Source organism: Amycolatopsis sp. cmx-11-51 (assembly GCF_047608665.1).
Lineage (GTDB): Bacteria > Actinomycetota > Actinomycetes > Mycobacteriales > Pseudonocardiaceae > Amycolatopsis.
The window spans coordinates 90,194-109,991 of the sequence record NZ_JADNQO010000001.1; the positions used below are offsets into that span (position 1 = coordinate 90,194).

Annotated in this window: 16 protein-coding genes; 4 read left to right on the plus strand and 12 right to left on the minus strand. The window is 70.1% G+C overall.

Annotated elements, in window-relative coordinates; genetic code table 11:
• Positions 1-17: 17 nt before the first annotated feature.
• From ACM6LU_RS00385 to ACM6LU_RS00405, 5 genes are read right to left on the minus strand one after another with little or no spacing between them, the layout of a single operon-like run.
• Positions 18-1,304 carry a DUF58 domain-containing protein gene (locus tag ACM6LU_RS00385; protein WP_414935558.1) on the minus strand — a complete coding sequence of 429 codons (1,287 nt, stop codon included), beginning with the start codon at positions 1,302-1,304 and terminating at the stop codon, positions 18-20.
• Entirely contained in the window at positions 1,304-2,293 is a 990-nt protein-coding gene (locus ACM6LU_RS00390; protein ID WP_414935559.1) for an AAA family ATPase, read from the minus strand. Before ACM6LU_RS00390 ends, ACM6LU_RS00385 begins: the two co-directional genes overlap by 1 nt.
• Positions 2,290-3,414 carry a DUF4350 domain-containing protein gene (locus tag ACM6LU_RS00395; protein ID WP_414935560.1) on the minus strand — a complete coding sequence of 375 codons (1,125 nt, stop codon included), beginning with the start codon at positions 3,412-3,414 and terminating at the stop codon, positions 2,290-2,292. The genes ACM6LU_RS00390 and ACM6LU_RS00395 overlap by 4 nt, the downstream gene beginning before the upstream one ends.
• Positions 3,411-4,052 (minus strand): DUF4129 domain-containing protein, encoded by a 642-nt coding sequence (locus ACM6LU_RS00400; RefSeq protein WP_414935561.1) that lies wholly within the window; start codon positions 4,050-4,052, stop codon positions 3,411-3,413. The genes ACM6LU_RS00395 and ACM6LU_RS00400 overlap by 4 nt, the downstream gene beginning before the upstream one ends.
• Positions 4,046-5,146 carry a hypothetical protein gene (locus ACM6LU_RS00405; RefSeq protein ID WP_414935562.1) on the minus strand — a complete coding sequence of 367 codons (1,101 nt, stop codon included), beginning with the start codon at positions 5,144-5,146 and terminating at the stop codon, positions 4,046-4,048. The genes ACM6LU_RS00400 and ACM6LU_RS00405 overlap by 7 nt, the downstream gene beginning before the upstream one ends.
• 217 nt (positions 5,147-5,363) lie before the next feature.
• Between ACM6LU_RS00405 and ACM6LU_RS00410 the strand changes: the two genes are divergently transcribed.
• Positions 5,364-6,455 carry a neutral zinc metallopeptidase gene (locus tag ACM6LU_RS00410; RefSeq protein ID WP_414935563.1) on the plus strand — a complete coding sequence of 364 codons (1,092 nt, stop codon included), beginning with the start codon at positions 5,364-5,366 and terminating at the stop codon, positions 6,453-6,455.
• Positions 6,456-6,546: 91 nt separating this feature from the next.
• Here the strand turns inward: ACM6LU_RS00410 and ACM6LU_RS00415 are convergent, their stop codons facing one another.
• Positions 6,547-6,954: a hypothetical protein gene (locus ACM6LU_RS00415; protein ID WP_414937039.1), complete on the minus strand. Its 408-nt coding sequence runs from the start codon at positions 6,952-6,954 to the stop codon at positions 6,547-6,549.
• A 181-nt stretch (positions 6,955-7,135) separates the two neighbouring features.
• Entirely contained in the window at positions 7,136-8,212 is a 1,077-nt protein-coding gene (locus tag ACM6LU_RS00420; protein ID WP_414935564.1) for a potassium channel family protein, read from the minus strand.
• A gap of 89 nt (positions 8,213-8,301) precedes the next feature.
• Here ACM6LU_RS00420 and ACM6LU_RS00425 point away from each other — a divergent pair, with 89 nt between their 5' ends.
• Complete coding sequence (locus ACM6LU_RS00425) at positions 8,302-8,688, plus strand: hypothetical protein (RefSeq protein WP_414935565.1); 387 nt, start codon at positions 8,302-8,304, stop codon at positions 8,686-8,688.
• A gap of 69 nt (positions 8,689-8,757) precedes the next feature.
• On the opposite strand, the gene ACM6LU_RS00430 is transcribed toward ACM6LU_RS00425, so the two are convergent.
• Positions 8,758-12,018, minus strand: a complete 3,261-nt coding sequence (locus tag ACM6LU_RS00430; RefSeq protein WP_414935566.1) for an ATP-dependent helicase — start codon at positions 12,016-12,018, stop codon at positions 8,758-8,760.
• Positions 12,015-15,230: an ATP-dependent helicase gene (locus ACM6LU_RS00435; RefSeq protein WP_414935567.1), complete on the minus strand. Its 3,216-nt coding sequence runs from the start codon at positions 15,228-15,230 to the stop codon at positions 12,015-12,017. The genes ACM6LU_RS00430 and ACM6LU_RS00435 overlap by 4 nt, the downstream gene beginning before the upstream one ends.
• A gap of 54 nt (positions 15,231-15,284) precedes the next feature.
• Between ACM6LU_RS00435 and ACM6LU_RS00440 the strand changes: the two genes are divergently transcribed.
• Together ACM6LU_RS00440 and ACM6LU_RS00445 are read left to right on the plus strand one after the other, a co-directional pair.
• Positions 15,285-15,623 (plus strand): MGMT family protein, encoded by a 339-nt coding sequence (locus ACM6LU_RS00440; protein ID WP_414935568.1) that lies wholly within the window; start codon positions 15,285-15,287, stop codon positions 15,621-15,623.
• On the plus strand, positions 15,623-16,426 hold the full coding sequence (locus ACM6LU_RS00445; RefSeq protein WP_414935569.1) for a siderophore-interacting protein: 804 nt from the start codon (positions 15,623-15,625) through the stop codon (positions 16,424-16,426). The genes ACM6LU_RS00440 and ACM6LU_RS00445 overlap by 1 nt, the downstream gene beginning before the upstream one ends.
• A gap of 207 nt (positions 16,427-16,633) precedes the next feature.
• Here the strand turns inward: ACM6LU_RS00445 and ACM6LU_RS00450 are convergent, their stop codons facing one another.
• Genes ACM6LU_RS00450 through ACM6LU_RS00460 form a run of 3 tightly spaced genes read right to left on the minus strand, consistent with a single transcriptional unit; the run spans position 16,634 to position 19,750 of the window.
• Positions 16,634-17,917, minus strand: coding sequence for a sensor histidine kinase (locus ACM6LU_RS00450; protein ID WP_414935570.1), 1,284 nt, complete (start codon positions 17,915-17,917; stop codon positions 16,634-16,636).
• Positions 17,918-17,970: 53 nt separating this feature from the next.
• Positions 17,971-18,780, minus strand: coding sequence for a uroporphyrinogen-III synthase (locus ACM6LU_RS00455; RefSeq protein WP_414935571.1), 810 nt, complete (start codon positions 18,778-18,780; stop codon positions 17,971-17,973).
• Positions 18,773-19,750, minus strand: coding sequence for a helix-turn-helix transcriptional regulator (locus ACM6LU_RS00460; RefSeq protein ID WP_414935572.1), 978 nt, complete (start codon positions 19,748-19,750; stop codon positions 18,773-18,775). The genes ACM6LU_RS00455 and ACM6LU_RS00460 overlap by 8 nt, the downstream gene beginning before the upstream one ends.
• Between the last annotated feature and the right edge of the window lie 48 nt (positions 19,751-19,798).

Here is a 19,798-nt window from a genome sequence, read left to right on the forward strand (position 1 = left end):
CTATCGGGAATTCGGCATCACAGCCGGCCGGCGGCCTTCAGCGCGAGATACCGGTCGGCCAGCCGCGGCGGCAGGTCTTCGGGAACGGCGTCGACGACCTCGACCCCGTGCCGCGCCAGCCGCGCGGTGACCTGGCGCCGTTCCGCCAGCACCCGCTCGGCCGCGGCCGCGTCGTAGACGGCTTCCGCGTCGCCACGGCCCGCCGCCATCTCGGCGACCCGCGGGTCCGCCACCGAAGCGAGCACCAGCTGGTGCCGCGAGGTCAGCTTGGACAGCACCGGGAACAGGCCTTCTTCCAGCGGTGCCGCGTCCAGTCCGGTCAGCAGGACGACCAGCGCGCGCCGCCGGGTCCGCCGCAGCACCTCCGCGACCATCCCGCGCGCGTCGGTCTCGATGAGCGACGGCTCCAGCGGTGCCATCGCGTTCACCAAGGAGGGCAGCAAATCCGTCGATCCCTGGACGGCCGCGTGCACCTGACGGTCATAAGCCAGAAGGTCGACGTGATCACCCGCCCGCGCCGCCAGCACGGCCAGCAGCAGCGCCGCGTCCATCGCCGCGTCGAGCCGCGGCGCGTCACCGACCCGGCCCGCCGAAACGCGGCCCGTGTCGAGCACCAGCACCACGTGCCGGTCGCGTTCGGGCCGCCAGGTCCGCACCATGACGTCGGACGCGCGGGCCGAGGCACGCCAGTCGATCGATCGGACGTCATCGCCGATCACGTACTCGCGCAAGGAGTCGAATTCCGTGCCCTGGCCCCGGATCAGCACCGCGTTGCGGCCGTCGAGCTGCTGCAAGCGTGCCAGCCGGGACGGCAGATGCTTGCGGCTGTGGAACGGCGGCAGCACCCGCACGGTCCACGGCACTTCATGCGATCCCTGCCGCGCCGCGAGACCCAGCGGCCCGGTCGACCGGACGGTGACCCTGGACGCCCGACGGTCACCACGCCGGGTCGGCAGGAGCCGGGTGGTCACGACCCGGCGTTCGCCCGCGGGCAAGGACAAGCGGTGCCGGTCGTCCGCGACGGCGCTGGGCGGCCAGGCGTCACGGAGCCAAGCACGCACTGGACGGCCACCGGGATTGGCCACGGTCAGCGTGATTTCGCACGCCTCACCCAGCCGCACGGACGTCGCGCCGGACCGCGCGAACCGCAGCCGCCGCACACTCCCGGCGAGCAGGAGATCCAGTATCACCAACAGAAGCAGCACCGCGGCGGCCAGCCCGATCCCGGCCCACGAGGGCAGCAGCAAGCCGACAACCGGCGCCGCGAGGAGCGCCAGCAGCCCGAGCCGCCCGGTGACGGCCATCAGCGTGGAACGGGCACGGACGCGAGGACGCGGTCCAGCACACCGTCGGCGGTCACGCCTTCGAGTTCGGCCTCGGGCCGCAGATCGAGCCGGTGCCGCAAAGACGGTCGTGCCAACGCCTTGACGTCGTCCGGGGTGGCGTAGTCGCGGCCCGCGAGCCACGCCCACGCCCGCGTCGCGGCCAGCAGCGCGGTCGCGCCACGCGGCGAGACACCGATGCGCACGGACGGCAGCGCCCGCGTCGCCCGGCAGACGTCGACGATGTAGGCGAGCACCTCGGGCCGCACGGTGACCCCGGAGACGGCGCGCCGCGCCGCGTCGAGTTCGACGATCCCGGCGACCGGTTTGATCCCCGCCGCGGCCAGGTTCCGCGGGTCGAAACCCTGCGCGTGCCGGGAAAGAATGCCGAATTCGTCCTCACGGGACGGTGTCGGCATGGTCAGCTTCAGCAGGAACCGGTCCAGTTGCGCCTCAGGAAGCGGGTACGTGCCTTCGTATTCGACCGGGTTCTGCGTCGCGATGACGATGAACGGATCGGGCAGCGGCCGGGTCTTGCCGTCGCTGGAGACCTGACGCTCCTCCATCGCCTCCAGCAGTGACGACTGCGTCTTCGGCGGGGTGCGGTTGATCTCGTCCGCCAGCAACAGGTTCGTGAACACCGGGCCCTCACGGAAGGAGAACTCGCCGCTGTGCGCGTCGTAGACGATCGAGCCGGTGATGTCACCCGGCATGAGGTCCGGCGTGAACTGCACCCGGGTCGTTTCCAGATCCAGCGACGCGGCCAAGGCCCGCACCAGCAAGGTCTTCGCCACACCCGGTACGCCTTCGAGCAGCACGTGTCCCCGGCACAGCAACGCGATGATGAGCCCGGTGACGGCCGCGTCGTTGCCAACGACGGCCTTCCCGACCTCGGCACGCAGGGCGATCAGCGCCGCCCGCGCTTCGGCCGCACTGTCCACACCGGACTCACCGGTCTGTTCGGTACTCAAGACCGTTCCACCTCTCGTTCCACGACATCGAGTCCGTCCGCCAGCCGCACCAACGCGGTGTCATCGGCGGGCGGGTCCCCATACAGCAGCGCGCCGATCTCGGCCGGTGCCCGGCCGGACCGTGCGGCGACGGATTCCACCAGTGCCGCCGGTTCGGCGTCACGGGGCAGCCCCAGCAACGACCGAAGCCGCGCACGGGCCGCCTCACGCAAGGTCTCCCCGGCGTGCGCGGCGGCCTTCGCCTTGCGATACAACCGAGCCCGTCCCTCGGTGGCCTCGGCCGCGCGCACCACGACCGGGATCGGCTCGGTCACCACCGGCCCCAACCGGCGGGAACGCCACAACGCCAGCAGGACCACCGCGACCCCGGCCTGCAACGCGGCGTACGACCAGCCCGACGGGATCAGTTCGGACAGCGGCTTCTTCTCGTTCTCCAGCGACGGATCGGCAGGCGTCGGCAGGTACCAGACCAGCCGCTCGTGCTTGCCGAGCAGCCGCGTCGTCAGTGCCGCGTTGCCCTCGTCGGCCAGCCATTCATTGGACAGCGGTTCGGGGGAGCCGAGTACGGTGACCGTCCCTTGTGGACCGGGCACCTCGAGGTACGAGCCGCCGTAGCATTCCTGCGCCCTCGGCTGCGTGGCCGCGTACTTCTGGCCGCCCAAGGTCGCGCTCCCGGCCGCGACGGGATCCGCCGCCGGACAGTCGGGTTGGCGGGTCTCCACTTCGAGCTGACCGTTCACCCGCACACCGGGAAGCATCTCGTCGACCGTGCTCGCGCTCGGCTGCACCAGCACGATGCGCGGAGAGATACGCCGGAATTCCGTGAACGCGCTCTTGGGCACATAGCCGGGCTGGGTGATCAGGACGGTCGCGCCCTCCGCGAAGTCCTTGGCCTCGGCCGCCGTGTGCACCGGGATGATCTTGACGCCTTCCCGTTCCAGCAAGGTCGCCAGCGCACGGCTGCCGCCGGGCTCGTACGAACCCGGTTCGAGCGCGCCGGTGGTCTGCTCCCCGCGGAAAAGCACGAGCAGGGTCCCGGTCAGCACGATCAGGAGGACGACCGCGAGCGGGAACCGCACCCCGCGCCAGATCCGGCGGGCGTCGGGCGAAACTGAGGTCATCCGGCCGCCAGGGCGACGGGCCTCGCACGGCGGCACCGTTCGTCCAAATCGGACAGTGATCGGTAACCCGCCTCGACGGCCGGGATCCCTCCATAGTGGACGTCGTCGAACAACCGGGCACCGGCGCGCAGGGCGTCGGCGACATCCGGGAGCAACCGTCCGGCTTCGATGGCGGCCTCGTCGGCGGTCCGGCCGGACTTCTCGTCCAGCAGCGCCCGCTCCTCCAACGACCGCACCACGGCGCGGAAGATCTCACGGACGGCTTCGTCGAAGTCGCCTCGCGACGCGGCTTCCCCGGCTGCCTTCCGGTAGTCACCGGAAGCCTTGCGCTGTCCGGCGAACACGGCCCTGCCACCCTTGGCCGCCGTCGCCAAGGGGCCGGACCGCAGCCGGATCACCACCACCAGCACGATCAGCACGACGACGAGCAGCACGACCGCGAAGACCCCGCCGGGTACGGCGCCGTTGACAGTGTCGAGGAAGCGCAGCACCCGTTCGACCAGCCAGGTGAAGGTGTCGGACAACCAACCAGGTCTCGCGGCCGCGTAAGTCGGATCCGAGAGTTCCTCGGTCGCGCGCAGCCGGGCGGTGTCCCGGTCGATGTCGACCGGGATCTCGGTGAAAAAGCGCGTCACCATGCCTGCGGCGGAGGCGGCGTCGCGATCCCGGCCGCGCGGGCCAGCTCGATGTCCATGCCTTCGCGGCGCATCCGCTGGTCGATGTAGAGGATCACGGTGACCAGCGCGGTGAACGGCCCGACGATGGTCTGCGCGATCACCGTGCCCACCGACTGCAGGATCAGGTCACCGGTCGAGGGGATGTACATCTGGTCCAGGTTGCCGAAGATCGACATGAACGCGCTGAAGCTGAACGGCAGCGTGATGATCGACGCCAGCAACGACGAGATCACGTAGGCCAGCAGCAGGATCCCGAAAACCCGCCAGAACATCCCCGAGACCAGCTTCACCGAGCGGCGGAACGCCTCCATCACGGTGCCGCGTTCGAGGATGAACGCCGGACTCGCCAGTGCCCAGAAGGTGTAGGGGATGATCGCGGGCAGCAGGCAGAAGATCGCCCCGACCAGGATCGCCAGCGTGTAGAGCACGGTCAGCCCGAGCAGCGGCAACAGCCGCGGCGTCGCCTCCTTCAAGGCCTCCTTGAAGGTGACCGGCTTGCCCAGTACGGCCTTGCCCATCAGGACGGTGAGGAATCCGGTGAGGAGGGTCGTCCCGAGCAGGGTGGCGACGAGGGTGATGGACGACGACGCCAGTGTCCCGCCCAGCAGGCCGAGCATCTGGTTCATCAGTTCCTGATCGGTGGCCGCCGGGCCGAGATCGCGGACCTGCTCGAGGTCGCCGGTGGTGTCGACCAGCAGCAGCCCGGCCAGGTTGAGGGCCGCGGTGAGCACGGCGGTCACCGCGGCGGCGCCGAAGACCATCCGCCAGTGCCTGCGCATGGCCGTGACCGCGCCGTCGAGGATGTCGGTCAGGTTCAGCGGGCGCAGTGGGATGACCCCGGGCCTGCCGAGACCGACCTTCCAGTTCGGATACTGCTGTGGCGGCGCCTGATAGGACGGCAGTGGCGGCGGCGGTGTCACCCCAGAGGGGGACTGCCACTGCTGCTCCGGCGCCGGTGGCGGCCGCACTTCACCCTGCGGCGGCGTCGGTGCGTCCGCCTGCGGCTTCGGCGTCTCGGTACCTTCCGGCCCGGACGGTCCGCCGGTCTCCCTCATGCGACAGCCCCTTACCCGTTCGCGTTGCTTGCGCACACTCTTCCAGAGGGTCCGACACCCGACCAGAGCTGGGGGGACGACACTGATGGGTGACCGCTCGGCTCCCGCTGGATACCCTCTGCAGCCGAGCAGTGGGAGGGAATGCCGTTAGCTCGTTATGCTGAACTATCGGGCCGGGTACCCCCGGTTCGCCCCTAGAACCACCGGGACCGACTTGATGACGCAACCGCCCCACGGCCAGTGGCCGCCACGCGGCGCCGTCCAGCCACCGCCGGTGCACGGCCAGCCCCCTGCCCAGTGGCATCACGGTGCGCCGCCCCAGTTTCCACCGCCGCCGCCACCACGCCGGTCCGTCGGCGCGATCGTCGGCATCTGCCTCGGCGCGGTCGCCGTACTGGCCCTCGGCCTTGTCGCGATCGTTTCACTCAATCGTGGCGACAAAGAGCACGTAGCGAACGCGGGCTACCAGACCCTGCCGAACCCGACTTCCCCGGCGGCCCTGCCGCCGAGCGGGTCGTCGTCACCCTCGTCCTCGCCGGACCCGTTCCCGACGACGTCGTCCAGGGCGCCTTCGTCGCCGACCGGGCCGCAGAAGGTCCTCAAGCTCGGTGACCACCCGATACTCCAGGATCCCAACGCCGGGCTGCAGAACCGCGTCTGCTCGCTGCCGCAGTGGCAGAGCAGCCAGCAGGCCGCCGAGGCGTTCTTCACCGCGGCGGGCAAGTGCCTCGACGACGCGTGGGGCCCTTTCCTCGGGGCCTACCGCCTGCCGTTCACCCCGCCCGCCCTGCACTTCCCCACCGGCGCCAGCTTCGAGACCGAATGCGGCACAATCCAGGTGGGCATCGCGACGGCGGCGTACTACTGCGAGAACAACCTCTACGTGCCGTTCCGGGGTCTGCAGACCGACCAGTACGGCAACAACCCCGGCGTCTACCTCGCCCTCTTCGCGCACGAGTACGGGCATCACGTGCAGGAGGTCGCCGGGTTGATGGACGCGGCCTGGCAGAAGATCTACGAGGCAGGCCAGAACAGCCCTACCGGACTGGAGATGTCGCGGCGCAAGGAACTGCAGGCGCAGTGCTTCTCCGGGATGTTCCTCGGCGCGCACGTCGACCAGGGCGGCACGGTCAGCCGGGACATGTACAACAAGGCCTGGAACGACCAGGAGACCCGGGGCGACAACACCTCACGCAGCCAGGACCACGGGACGAACGCGCATTACGCGTCCTGGTGGCGGGCGGGCGCGAGCAACAACCGGGTCGCCGACTGCAATACCTTCTCCGCTCCGGCCAGCGCCGTCTCCTGACCCACCCCACCCCACCCGCGTTTCGTCCTCTAGTTGCGGTACTTGCACGTGCAACTACCGCAACTAGAGGACGAAACGCGGTGGGTGGGGGTCAGGCCGTCGCCAGCCGACGCGGACCGCGCAGCACCAGGTAGACGTACATCCCGCCGGCGAAGCAGCTGAACACCAGCAGAGCCAGACCGACCGGCCGCCGCGCGTCTTTGGCCCCAGCCGCCGCGTCGGCCGCGTGCACCGAGACAGCGTTCCCGGAAGCACCATCGGGGACGACGACCTCGAGCCGCTCCCCCTTGCCGTGCCCGCAGCCGTTGAGCGCACCCTCCATCGGCTTGCCGCCGAACTCGAACTTGACGGTCTCGGCGGTCCCGCCCGCCACGCACGGCGTGGGCTGGATGACCTCGGCCTGGACGGTCGTCCCCTTGGCGTCGTTCGAGATGCCGAACAGCCCCGGCCCGGCGAACCAGGCCAGGAAGATCACCAGCAGGCCGGCACCGGCAGCCACCGCCAGGGAGTTCCATCCCGGGCTGAGCCCTCTGGCGGGGTCCGATCGCTTGCGCACGAACGCCATGCTTCCAGAACCCGGCGGCAAAACACAGCGAGCCCTCCGGTCGGAGGAGGGTGATACCAGCGGCAGAACACCGGAGCCCATTTGTCCGGGGGCTGCTGATACCAAAGGTCCCTTGCTACCGCTCGATCGTCTCCGCGGCTGTCACCTTGCGGATGTACAGCAGCCTGTCGCCCGGCTCGATCGCGTCCGCCTGCGGAGCGTCCACGCGGTACAGGACGCCGTCGCGGACGACACCCAGCACGATGTCCGACAGATGCCGCGGTGAACCGCCCTCTTCCGACGGCTCCACCGGGCGTTCGGCGATCGCGAGGCCGGACTCGGGGGTGAGCAGATCCTCGACCATGTCGACCACCAGCGGCGTCGACGTCGCCATGCCGAGCAGACGCCCGGCGGTCTCGCTCGACACCACGACCTGGTTCGCGCCCGACTGCTTGAGCAGGTGGACGTTCTCCGCTTCCCGCACCGAGGCCACGATGTGCGCCTTCGGTGCCAGCTCGCGAGCGGTCAGCGTGACCAGCACGGCGGTGTCGTCCCGGTTCGGGGCGACGACGACGGCCTTGGCCCGCTGCACACCGGCGACCCGCAGCACGTCGGCACGGGTGGCCGAACCGTGCACGGTCACCAGACCGAGCGAAGTGGCCGCTTCGAGGGCCTGCTGGTCGGTATCGACGACGACGATGTGGTCGGGTTCGGTGTTCTCGTCCCCGAGCAGCGCGTTGACCGCCGACCGGCCCTTCGTGCCGAATCCGACGACGACCGTGTGGTCACGCACCTTCGTCCTCCACTTTTGGATCTTGAAAGCCTGGCGGGAGCGCTCGGTGAGCACTTCGAGTGTGGTACCGACCAGGACGATGAGGAAAAGCACCCGCAGCGGGGTGATCACCAGGACGTTGACCAGGCGCGCCGACGACGTCGCGGGCGCGATGTCACCGTAGCCCGTGGTCGACAGCGACACTGTCGCGTAGTAGAGGCTGTCGAGAAAACTGAGCCCGTCGCCGTTGGCGTCGCGATAGCCGTCCCGGTCGAGGTAGACGATCAGCACGGTCGCCAGCAGGGCGAGCATCGCGCCGATGATCCGCTTAAGGATCGACCGCAGCGGGCTGACCGTCAGTTCCGGCATCCGGATCACGCCGACGAGCTCATGGTCCGGGCGGTCGCTCAGCCTGACCGGGAAACGCTTGAGAACCCTCATGCACAGGCTCCGGCCTGGTCCGCGTCACTCACGGTCGGGAGGATAGCCGACGAACCTTACGTTCAGCGCGGTATGCGAAGCTCAGGGGCATGTCCTCGGATTCCAAGCCGTCCCAGCGGCCCGCATACTTCCTCGCCGGCCTGCTCGGTGCGGCCGGTGTCCTGCACTTCGTCCAGCCGAAACCCTTCGACGCGATCATCCCGAAGCAGCTCCCCGGCTCGCCGCGGGCATGGACCTACGGCTCGGGGGTCGCCGAGCTGGGGGTCGCCGCCGCGGTCGCCGCTCCGAAGACGCGACGGCTCGGCGGGCTGACGGCCGCGCTGCTGTTCGTCGTGGTCCTGCCGGGGAACGTGAAGATGGCCCTCGACGCCGACCGCCGGAAGGCCCCGAAGCACTGGCGAGCGGCTTTCTGGGCCCGCGTCCCGCTCCAGATCCCGCTGGTCACCTGGGCCCTGAAGGTGCGCGACCGCGCCTGACCCCCGCCGCGTTTCGTCCTCTAGTTGCGGTAGTTGCGCGTGCAACTACCGCAACTAGAGGACGAAACGCTAGAGCGTCGGGACCCTGCGTAGGAGGTCTCGCAGGCCTTCGGCGTCCAGCAGATCCGCCGGGCGGACGGTCTTGTCGTGCTTCACGTAGTGGAACGCCGCCCGCACCTTCTCCACCGGGATCTTTCTCAAGGCCGCCCACGCCAGCCGGTATGCCGCCAGCTGTACGGCCAGCGGCGCGAGCCGGTCCTTCTCCGGGACGGCGCCGGTCTTCCAGTCGACGACGGTCCAGCCGCCGTCAGGATCGGCGAACACCGCGTCCATCCGCCCTCGCAGCGTCACGCCCACGATGTCGGCCGAGAACGGGACCTCGACGGCGTGCGGCACCCGGTTCGCCCACTCGCTCTTCTCGAACGCCGTCTGCAGCGCCTCCAGCTCGGAATCGGGCGCCTCGTCGACGTCCGCCGCGCCCGGCAGATCGTCGATCTCCAGCAGCTGCTCACCACCGAACCGCTGCTCCAGCCAACCGTGGAACGCCGTCCCCCGGCGCGCGTAAGTATTGGGACGCACCGGCAGCGGCCGTCGCAGCCGTTTGGCCAGCGCGGCCGGATCGGCCGACAGCTCCACCAGCTGACTCACCGAAAGATGCGGCGGCAGCACGACCTGCTGGACCCGGTTCCGCGCCCGCGCGCGTTCTTCCAGCAGCACCTTGGTGTCGGAGATCCAGCCGTCCGGATCGTCCTCTTCCTCAGTGTCCTCCGCGTCTTCGGTATCTTCCATGGCACCGAGCACCAGATCGACGCCGTTGGTGACGCCCTCGCGCCGCGGCCACAGCGGATCGACCGGCCACCGCGCCTTGCGTGAATCGGCGACCAGCGGGTTCTCCCCGTCGGCCTCGGGCTCGTCGGCCCAGTGCTCGATCCGGCCGACCGAGTTCGCCCGCATCACCTCGCCGATTTCGAGCAGGAACTCCGAAGGTCCCTTCGGCCGCGCGCTGCTCTCGTTCCACCAGTGCCCGGAAACCAGCATGGTGTGCTCAGAGCGGGTCAGCGCGACGTAGCAGAGCCGCCGCTCCTCATCCGCCTCTCGCGCCACGAATCCTTCTTCGTGCAGTTCCAGCGCTTCCTGGACTTCCTTGCGGTCGAAGCCTTCGGACACCCGCAGCTCCGGCAGGTCCTCCGAGTCGCCGCGCAGCGCGGCCGGAAGCGAGGTCGACGTCCGCAGCCACGACGACGACCGCCGCCTCCCCGGGAAGACCTCCTTGACCAGGTGCGGAACCGCGACGATGCGCCATTCCAGCCCCTTGGCCGAGTGCACGGTCAGTACCTGGACCCGGTCCGGGACGACCTCGACCTCGCCGGGGGTGAGCCCGTCCTCCGCGTGCGCGGCGGTGTTCAGATAGTCCACAAAGGACAGCAGGGTTGCCGTCGGCGAGGTCTCGGCGAAGTCCGTGACGACGTCGGCGAAAGCGTCCAGGTGCGCACGTCCGGCGGGCCCGGGACGGGCCAGCGATTCGACGTCGAGCAGCATGGTGCGTTCCACGTCGGCGACGAGTTCGGGCAGCGACTGGTCGAGGCGGCGGCGCAACGCCGAAAGCTCGCCACCCACTCGCCGGATCCGCCGGTACCCCTCGGGCGAATACCGTTCCGCGGTACCGGGGTCGTCGATCGCGTCGGCGAGCCCGGCCTGTTCGACCCGTTCGGTCACCAGCACCGGTTCGTCCACAGCGGACCTTTCCGAAGGCGGCACCGGCGAGGAGAGTTCGCCCGCCCGCCGCCACAACGCCGCGAGGTCGGCCGCCGCGATCCGCCAGCGCGCCCCGGTCAGCAAGCGCGCGGCCGCGCTGCCCGCGAGCGGATCGGCGAGCACCCGCAACGTGCTGACCAGGTCCGCGACCTCGGGTTCGTCGAGCAGACCACCGAGGCCGACGACCTCCACCGGAAGCCCCCGGGCCCGCATTTCGGCCGCGATCGGCGCCATGTCGGCGCGGCGGCGCACCAGCACCGCGGCGGTTGGCGGCTTTCCGGTCTCCTCCACGGTTTCGAACCAGCGTTTCGCCACCGCGTCGGCCACCCACTCGCGTTCGGCGCGGATGTCCGGCAGCAGCGCGGAGGCGATGTCGGCTGTTCCCGCGCCTTCCAGCGCACGCAACCTCGCGACACCGAGGCCGCGCTCCCGTAATGGTTCCGAGATCGCGTTCGCGAGCTCCAGCACCTCGGGTGGGTTGCGGAAACTGGTCAGCAGCCCGAACTCCAGTGCCGGGACGAGCCGTTCGCCGTTGTCGCGCGGGAAGTCCGTGGTGAACCGCGGCAGGTTCGCCGCACTGGCGCCGCGCCAGCCGTAGATGGCCTGCGCCGGGTCACCCACCGCCGTCACCGGCATCGGCGGATGTTCGACGCCGCCGAACAGCGATCGAAGCAGGATCCGCTGGGCGTGCCCGGTGTCCTGATATTCGTCGAGGAGCACCGCGCCGTACCGCTCACGTTCCCCCGCGACCACCGCCGGATAGCTGTCGGCGAGCTGCGCGGCCAGCGACATCTGGTCGGCGAAGTCGAGCGCGCCCTCGGCCCGCTTCCGCGCGTGGTATGCCTCGACCAGCGGCAAGAGCGCGAGCCGGAACCGTTGCGCCGTCATGACTTCGGCCAGTTTCTGCGGCAGCGCCGCACGCTGCCCCTTGGCTCGCGGCGCGTTTTCGATGACCTCGCACAACCACGACGTGTACTGCGCCAGCCGTTCGGTCTCGACCAGATGCTCGCCGAGTTCCCCGGCCAGCGCCAGCAACTGCGCGGTCACCGTGGAGGGCACGCGATCGGTGTCGAGGTCATTGTCCCAAGTGGACACCACGCGATGCGAGAACTGCCACGAAGACGTCTCCGAAAGCAGCCGGACTCCCGGCTGGACCGGCAAACGCAGGCCGTGTTCGGACAGCAGCCGCCCGGCGTACGCGTGATAGGTGAGCACGGTCGGTTCCCCGGCGGTCACCGTCATGCGGAGGTCGCCGGTCGGGTCGATCCTGTCGAGCAGCCCCGATCCGACGAGGCGGCGCAGCCGGGTGCGGACGCGTTCGCCGAGCTGGCGGGCGGCTTTACGGGTGAAGGTCAGGCCGAGGACACGTTCCGGCGGCACGACACTGTTGGCCACCAGCCACACCACGCGTGCGGCCATCGTCTCGGTCTTGCCCGCACCGGCACCCGCGACCACCAGCGACGGCTCGATGGGGGCGGCGATGACCTCGGCCTGCTCGTCGGTCGGGCTGTGCAGGCCGAGCGCGCGGGCGATCTCGGCCGGTTCGACCTGACGGCGCTGGAGTTCGGAGATCAAGGACCGGTCACCTGCCTGCCCTCGGGCCGCAGCGGACAGCAACCCCTCGCCGGACAACGATCACAGTCCGGGTTCTCGGTGACCCCGTACTCCGGGCCTGCGGCCGATCCGGCCGCCGAACGCACCAGCTCGAGCCATTGCTTGCCGCCGTCGGAGTCAAGCGGCGCCTGCTCACGCTGGGTGGATCCGGTCTTGTTGTTGGACTTCGCGACGTAGACCAGCCGCGCACCACCGGGTTTCGAACCGCCCTCGACCGCGCCGAGCAGTACGGCCAGCTGGTACGCGGCCAGCTGCGGATGCTGTTCGGCGTCGGAGGCGGAGATCGGGACCTTGCCGGTCTTGATGTCGATGACGACCTGGCGGCCGTCCTTGTCCATTTCCACGCGGTCGACGCGGCCGCGCAAGAGCACGCGGAGGTCGCCTTCGCCGACGGGCAGCTCGACTTCGATGTCCTGCTCGACCCCGGCCTCGATCAGTTCCTTGCGGCTGGATTCCAGCCAGGAGACGAAGTTGCGCAGCATCTGCTCGACCCGCGACCGCTCGCGGCGCGAGAACCACGGCGCCCCCGCGTCGACCCGCACCCACGCCTCGTCGAGGGCCGCGCGGATCTGCTCGTCGCTGCTGCCGCCCGCGACCGCCTGCGCGAGCCCGTGCACCAGGGTTCCGGTGACGGCCGCGAGTTGCGCCGGGTCACTGCCGCCGTGGCGTTCGATCAGCCATCGCAGCGGGCATTTGACCAGAACCTCCACAGTGGACGGTGAGATGCGGATGAGATCCCCCGCCCCGTGCACGGGTTCGCTGGTGGAGGGTTCCAGTAGCCCGTACCAGGTGCCCGGATGCGCGCCCGGCACCCCGGCGGCCGCCAGTTTGGCGAGCTGCCGCGCCGCTCGCTGCCGCCGCTCGGGCACGCTCGTCTCGTCGCAGACGACCTCGCGCAGTTCGCCGACGAGTTCGGCGAGCACCAGCGAACGGCCCGCGGACTTCATCCGCGAGTCGAGGCCGCCGTCGTCCGCGCCGTTCTCCTCCAGGTCGTCGATGAACCGCGAGGGCTGCTCGTCCTCCCCCGCGACCGCGCTGACCAGCAACGTCTTCCGCGCACGGCTCGCGGCGAGGTAGAACAGCCGCCGTTCCTCGGCGAGGATCGGCGCGGTGGCGGACACCTTTTCGTCGTCGACACCGGACATGAGGTCGACCAGCCGCTCGACGCCGAGCACGGAACCGCGCAACCGCAGGTCCGGCCAACTGCCCTCCTGGACACCGGCGATCGCCACGACCGTCCACTGGCGTCCGGCGGACGCGTGCGCGGTGAGCAGCGAGACGCCCTCGCTCTTCAGTGCCGCGGGGGCCAGCGTGTCACCGGCGATGTTCTGCGAAGACAGGTAATCCGCGAACGAGGCGACACTCGCCCTCGGCAACCTGTCGACATAGCGACCGGCAGCGTCGAAGAGCGCGACGATCGCGTCGAGATCCCGATCCGCCTGTGAGCCCAGGGAACCACCGCGATCGACCAAACGCAGGAAGCGCTGCTCCAGAGCGCTGGCCTGCCACAGCTCCCACAGCACCTGCTCGACGCCGTCACCGCGCACGACGGCCTGGTGCGCCGCGTGGAGCAGGCCGCCGATCCGGCGCATCGGCAGCGCCTCCGCCTCCGCCAGGCCGGTGAGAACGTCGTTGGTGCGCAAGGCTTCCACCAGCAGTTCGTCGCTGGACCGCTGTCCACCGCCGGCGAGTTCCAGCCTGCGTAAACCGCGACGCAGCCGCCGCAGGGCGAGCGGATCCGCGCCACCCAGCGGTGAGGACAACAACATCTCGGCGAGGTCGACGTCGAGCAGTTCCGGGTCGGCGGCGAGCCGCAGCATCGCGAGCAACGGCCGGACGGCGGGTTGTTTCGCCAGCGGCAGTTCCTCGGTGGCCGAACCGATCGGCACCCCGGCGGCCCGCAGAGCACGTTGCAGGACAAGGAAAGTACGGGCAGGCGACCGGACGAGTACCGCCATCTCCGACCACGGGACGCCGTCGACGAGATGCGCGCGGCGGAGCTGGTCGGCGATCCAGCTCGCCTCGGACGCCGGTGTCGGCATCAGTCGGACGCGGACGGCGCCGCCCTCGGCGTCCGGCGCGTCGACGAGCTTGCGCTGCGGCGACGAACCCGGCAGCACCGAGCCGAGTTTCGTGACGGCCGTGCGGATCACCGGGGCGAGCCGGTGCGCGGTGGTCAGCAGGACCGTGCGCTCGCCGTCGTCATCCGAGTCGGCGAACAACCGGGGATCCGCGCCGCGGAAGGAGAACACGGACTGATCCGGGTCACCCGCGACGACGAACTCGTCGGCCGCGTGCCCGATGAGCCTGATGAGCCGCGTCTGCAGCGGGTCGAGGTGCTGGGCGTCGTCGACGAACAGGTGGCGGATCCGCCGCTGCTCGCGTTCGCGCAGTTCGGGGTCGTCCTCCAGCGCCAGCAGCGCGGAAGTGACGAGTTCCGCCGCGTCCAGCGCCGGGGCGCTCGCCACGCCCAGCGCGTTGCCGCCCGCACCCTGCAGCAACGTGACCTCTTCGTACTGGCTCCAGAAACGCCCGGCCGCGATCCACTCGTCACGGCCGCGGCGCCTGCCGAGTTCGGCGAGGTCCTCCGGGCCGAGCCCGCGTTCGGCGGCGCGCAGCAGGAGGTCTCGCAGTTCCTCGGCGAAACCGGGCACGTTCAGCGCGGGCCGCAGCTGTTCCGGCCAGTCGAGCGCCCCCGCTTCGAGGTCGCCCGCGAGCAGGTCTCGGACGACGACGTCCTGCTCCGCTCCGGCCAGCAGGCGCGGCGGCGGGAGTTCGTCGGCCTGGGCCTCCATCCGCAACAGCGCGTACGCGTACGAGTGCACAGTGCGCACCAGCGGCTCGCGGATCGTGCGGGGCAGCGGATCTTCTTCCGGATCGGTGGTGAGCCGGTGGGTGATGTCGGCGCGGAGGACCTCGGCGGCCTTGCGAGAGGTGGTCAGGATGAGGACGCTCTCCGGGTCCGCGCCTTCGGCGATGCGCCGCGACGCCGCCGACGCCAGCAAAGCCGTCTTGCCCGTGCCCGGGCCGCCGAGGACCCGGCGGAAGCCGTCCGGGGCGGCCAGCAGACGGCGGGCGCCGGAATCCCACTGGAACTCCCGTGTGCCGGTGACCGGCGTGCGGACCAGCCGCGCGTCGGTTCCTGCCGCTGTTCGCCGCCCGTTCACGCCCACGATGGAACCACGCCCCGCCGACACAACCTCGCAGCGGCACGGCAAAGTGGTCCCATGGATGACGAACTGCACGAGCGGGTGCGCGAGGTCATCGCGAGTGTGCCCGCCGGCTCGGTCGCGACTTATGGGGATATAGCGTCGGTTTCGGGAGCGCCGTCACCACGGCTGATCGGCCGGGTCCTCGGCGAGGACGGCCACGACCTCCCTTGGCACCGCATTCTGCGCGCCGATGGGACACCGGCTCCACATCTGGTCCACGAGCAGTTGGAGAAACTGCGCGCCGAGGGGGTCCTTGCCGACGGCCAGCGCGTCGACCTGCGAAAATATCGGTGGCAGCGTGATCCCGATGACGACGCCGGCTTGGGCGGCCTGTTTGAGGTTAGCCTCGCCTAATGAGCTACATCGAGGCGAAGGTGACCGGTGTCCGGCGGCTCACCCCGCACATGACCAGGGTGACCTTCTCGGGGGCGTCACTGGAGGACCAGGCGCCCGACCAGTACCTGAAGGTGTTCTTCCCGCAGCCCGGGCAGACGGAACCCGTTCTGCCCGCGCCACTGGGCGGCGACGAGGTGTACTCCTGGTACAAGACCTACCTCGCGATGCCCGACGACGTCCGCCCGCCGATGCGCACCTACACCGTGCGCGCGCTGCGTCCGGCGATGCAGGAGGTCGACATCGACTTCGTGCTGCACGGCGACGAGGGCCCCGCTTCGGCGTGGGCTTCGAGCGCTTCGGAAGGAGACCGGGTCGCCCTCATGGGGCCGCACGGGCTCTACGACGTGCCCGAAGGTACGACCTGGCAGCTGCTGATCGGCGACGAGACCGCGATCCCGGCGATCGGCGCGATCGTCGAGGCCCTGCCCGCCGGGACACGGGCGCTGGTCTACGTCGAGATCGGCGACCGCGAGGACCGGCAGGTCTTCGAAACGCGGGGGACGGTGGAGCTGCACTGGGTGGTGCGCGGCTCCGGCGGCATCGGCGAGGCTGTCTTGGACGCCGTCCGCAAGGTGGACCTGCCGGGCGGGACGCCTTACGCGTGGATTTCGGGCGAGGCGAACATGGTGAAACTGGCGCGGCGGCACCTCGTGCGGGAGCGCGGGGTGGACAAGCGAGCGATCTGCTTCACCGGGTACTGGCGGCGGGGAATGAGCGAAGAGGCCGCTGGGCGTGAGGCGATGCGGGCCGAGGAGGACTAAGTCTTCTCCTCCGTCTCCTCAAGTACACGATGGCCCCCTTCTTGCGCCCAGGTACAGAAAGGGGCCTCACACTCACCCCTGTGAAGGGTGAGGCACCTGGGGCCACCGTGGCGACCGAGAAGTCCGTGAAGGCCACCTTGAGAGACCCTGGGTCCCTTAGGGAGGCCTTCACGGACTACAGCGACCAACCCCAGCGCCCCAAAGCCCTCAGTGCGGAACCCAAAGCGTTACCCGAGTCCCCCGCCCCGGATGCGAATCGATCGTCCCCCGCCCACCGACCTCCGCCAGCCGCGCCATGATCGACTGGCTGATCCCGAACCCCGGCGGCCGGTCCAGCATGCTGAATCCGGTCCCCTGATCCCGCGCGATGACCGCGATGCCGCCTTCGCGCTCCTCGACGCGAAGCACGACCTGCTTGGTCCCGGCGTGCTTCACGGTGTTTCGGAGCGCTTCGCGGACGGCGTCGCGGATGGCGGTCCGGCGCGCGTGTGAGAGGCGGTAGTCCTCTTCGGTCTCGGCGGCGACGAGTTGGGTGCGGAGGCCGTCTCGCGCCATTTCGGTGGCGACCTCGGCGAGGTCCGCCGCGAGACCGCGGGCCGAAGGCGCGTCCGGGCCGGACAGTTCGCGCCGTAGTTCGGCGGCCTGCGCACGGGCCGCGGCCCGCATCTCGGCGAGCCTTCGCACGGCGGCCGAATCGTCGTCGGGCGCCTCCATGCCCATCGCTTCCAAAGTTTGCAGCACGGAGTCGTGCATGACCCGCTGAGTCCGCAGCCGTTCGGCGCGCTGCCCGCGACGCATCCCGATCCCCAGCGCGAACCTGGTCCCGACGCCGAGCAGGATCAGGATCCCCGCCGTGGTCACCATCGCGACGACCAGCGCGACCATGCATCCCACCGACCGGCTCACCGCGAGCGAGTGGTCGATCGGGAGCCCGCCGATCCAGGTCAGGAACGCCCGGAACGGGAAAGCCGCGATCAGCAACAGGAACGCGGCGGGCAGTCCGAACGACAGCGTCCACAACGCCACCGTCCCGACCAGCCACGTCCACGCGACGTCGATGGCGAACGGCTGGATCTCGGCGGGCGCGGTCGCGGCCACGACCGTCGTGAGCACCATGCCCATCGCGAGATCCGCGTACATCAGCCGCCCGGACGTCTTCGCCCGGATCCCGCGGCCCCGCACCACCCACCAGATGGCGAAGACGTTGAGCAGCACCGCCAGTATCGTCGTACTCAGCACCGGGACGATCCCGGCCGACCCGTTCGCGACCAGGAAACCGATGTACACCTTGGGAAACGCGGCCACACGGTAGAAGATCGGGCCGAGTGCGGAGTAGCGGATCGCGCGCATCAGCAGTAAGTCCGCCGAGTCTTCGCGATAACGCCAGTCGGGAACAGAATCGGGATCGGGTGCTTCGTCGGCCGGGCTCGCGCCCAGAACCGAAGACCCTTTGCGCAACATAGTTCGCACGAAGGTGACCGACTCGGACATCCTCCGCCCTCCCGTGCGTTCGCTGTCGAGCCTGGCAAAGGGGACCACACTCGTCAAGACGGCCGAATGCGCAGTTCCGCGACGAGAAGTTTCACCAGAGCGCCGAGCCTTTGCCGTTCGGGCTGGACAGTCGGTACTCCGGCGGCTTCCAACGGCGCCGCGGTCACCGGTCCGACGCACGCGCACAGCACCGGACCTCGCAGTGCGGCAAGGAGTTCCTCGCGACGCGGTCCCGCCAGCACGAGAAGGTTCGCCGCCGCCGGAGCGGAAGTGAACGCCAGGGCGCGCACCCGCCCGGCAAGCACACTTTCGACGAGATCGTGCACAGGTTCGACGTTCGCAGGCGAAAGCCAGCGATACGGCTGAGCCTGGACGACGTCCGCGCCGGAATTCCGCAGTAACCCGGTGAGTTCGGGCAGCAGGGTGCCGTGCAACTGGACGGCGACCCGTGCCCCGCCGACCCCGGCGTCACGCAAGCCCTCGAACAGTTCGGCGTTGCTCTCCTCCGGTGCGGAGAATTCCTCACGCAGCCCCTCGCCGCGCACCGCGCCTGCCGCTTTCGGCCCGCGCACGAAGATCCGTGACGCCGCCAGTCGTTCCAGCAGCGGTTCGCGCAGCCCCCAGCCTTCGGCCGCGGAAAGCCAGCCGCGGAACCCGGCGCCGGTGGTGACCGCGGTGAATCCGACCGGTTCGGCCAGCACCGCGTCCGTCGCAGCCCGTAGTTCGGCGTCGTCGGGCAGCGGGACGATGCGGATGGTCGGCGCGTGCAGCACGGTCGCGCCGTGCCGCGTCAGCGCGGCGATGAAGTCGTCGGCCCGCCGCTCCGCGGTGATCCCGATCGTGATGCCGCTGAGGTCAGCCATAACGCGCGCCCATCTTCCTGATCTCCTCCGCCAGCCGCTCGCGCAGCTCCGGCGGTTCGAGCACTTCGAGGTTCCCGCCGAACCGCAGCAGTTCCCCGACGGCCTGCTCCCCCGGCTCGACGGTCAGTTCCATCGTCAGCCAGTCGTCCTCGTCCGGCCCGGCGCCGCCTTCGACGGCTTCCCGCAACGCTCGCACGCCGACCGCGCCCAGATAGAACGGTAGGAGTACGCGGGCGAACTCGTTCAGCCGGACCACCGCCACGCGCGAGTACATCCGCTTCTCGAACTGCTCCGACCACTCCTGCCAGTAGCGCGCGAGGTCGAAGTCGGACGGCCGCTCGAAGGGCTCGCCGAGATCTTCGAGCTCCTCGATCCGGGAGACGCGGTAAGTCCGGTCGGTCCCGTCGCACCGCGCCGCGAGGTACCAGTTGCCCGCCTTGAGGATCAGGCCCAGCGGGTCGAGGACGCGATCGACCTTCTTCTGGCCCCAGCGTTCGTACCGGACCTTGATCCGCCGCGCGTGCCACACCGCGTCGGCCAGTTCGGACAGTCGCGGCAGGCTCTCGATCCCGCGGTGCCAGCCGGGGACGTCCAGATAGAACCGGTCGGAGACCTTGCTCGCCCCCGCGCGCAGCTCCGCGGGCATGGCCGCGTGCAGTTTGAGCTGCGCGGCGGCGAGAACGGTGCCCAGCCCGAGTTCGGCTGCCGCGCCCGGCAGACCGGCCAGCGAAAGCGATTGCGCCTCCTCCTCGGTCAGCCCGGTCAGCCGCGTGCGATAGCCGTCGACCAGCTGGTATCCGCCCGTGCGGCCGCGGTCGGCGTACACCGGCACGCCTGCCGCCGACAACGCCTCGACGTCCCGATAGACCGTCCGGACCGACACCTCCAGCTCGGCCGCCAGCTCCTCGGCCGTCATCCGGCCACGGTTCTGCAGCAGGAGGAGGACCGACAGGAGTCTGCTCGCGCGCATGAATCCAGTATCCCCGAAAAACCTGACATGATCTGACAGGTATGACTG

Excerpts from the sequence above, each read along its gene's own strand:
- ACM6LU_RS00405 (WP_414935562.1), bottom strand. The coding sequence starts at position 5,146 with ATGAGGGAGACCGGCGGACCGTCCGGGCCGGAAGGTACCGAGACGCCG.
- ACM6LU_RS00425 (WP_414935565.1), top strand. The coding sequence starts at position 8,302 with ATGTCCTCGGATTCCAAGCCGTCCCAGCGGCCCGCATACTTCCTCGCC.
- ACM6LU_RS00400 (WP_414935561.1), bottom strand. The coding sequence starts at position 4,052 with ATGGTGACGCGCTTTTTCACCGAGATCCCGGTCGACATCGACCGGGAC.
- ACM6LU_RS00450 (WP_414935570.1), bottom strand. The coding sequence starts at position 17,917 with ATGTCCGAGTCGGTCACCTTCGTGCGAACTATGTTGCGCAAAGGGTCT.
- ACM6LU_RS00410 (WP_414935563.1), top strand. The coding sequence starts at position 5,364 with ATGACGCAACCGCCCCACGGCCAGTGGCCGCCACGCGGCGCCGTCCAG.
- ACM6LU_RS00395 (WP_414935560.1), bottom strand. The coding sequence starts at position 3,414 with ATGACCTCAGTTTCGCCCGACGCCCGCCGGATCTGGCGCGGGGTGCGG.
- ACM6LU_RS00420 (WP_414935564.1), bottom strand. The coding sequence starts at position 8,212 with ATGAGGGTTCTCAAGCGTTTCCCGGTCAGGCTGAGCGACCGCCCGGAC.
- ACM6LU_RS00455 (WP_414935571.1), bottom strand. The coding sequence starts at position 18,780 with ATGGCTGACCTCAGCGGCATCACGATCGGGATCACCGCGGAGCGGCGG.
- ACM6LU_RS00460 (WP_414935572.1), bottom strand. The coding sequence starts at position 19,750 with ATGCGCGCGAGCAGACTCCTGTCGGTCCTCCTCCTGCTGCAGAACCGT.
- ACM6LU_RS00445 (WP_414935569.1), top strand. The coding sequence starts at position 15,623 with ATGAGCTACATCGAGGCGAAGGTGACCGGTGTCCGGCGGCTCACCCCG.
- ACM6LU_RS00440 (WP_414935568.1), top strand. The coding sequence starts at position 15,285 with ATGGATGACGAACTGCACGAGCGGGTGCGCGAGGTCATCGCGAGTGTG.
- ACM6LU_RS00385 (WP_414935558.1), bottom strand. The coding sequence starts at position 1,304 with ATGGCCGTCACCGGGCGGCTCGGGCTGCTGGCGCTCCTCGCGGCGCCG.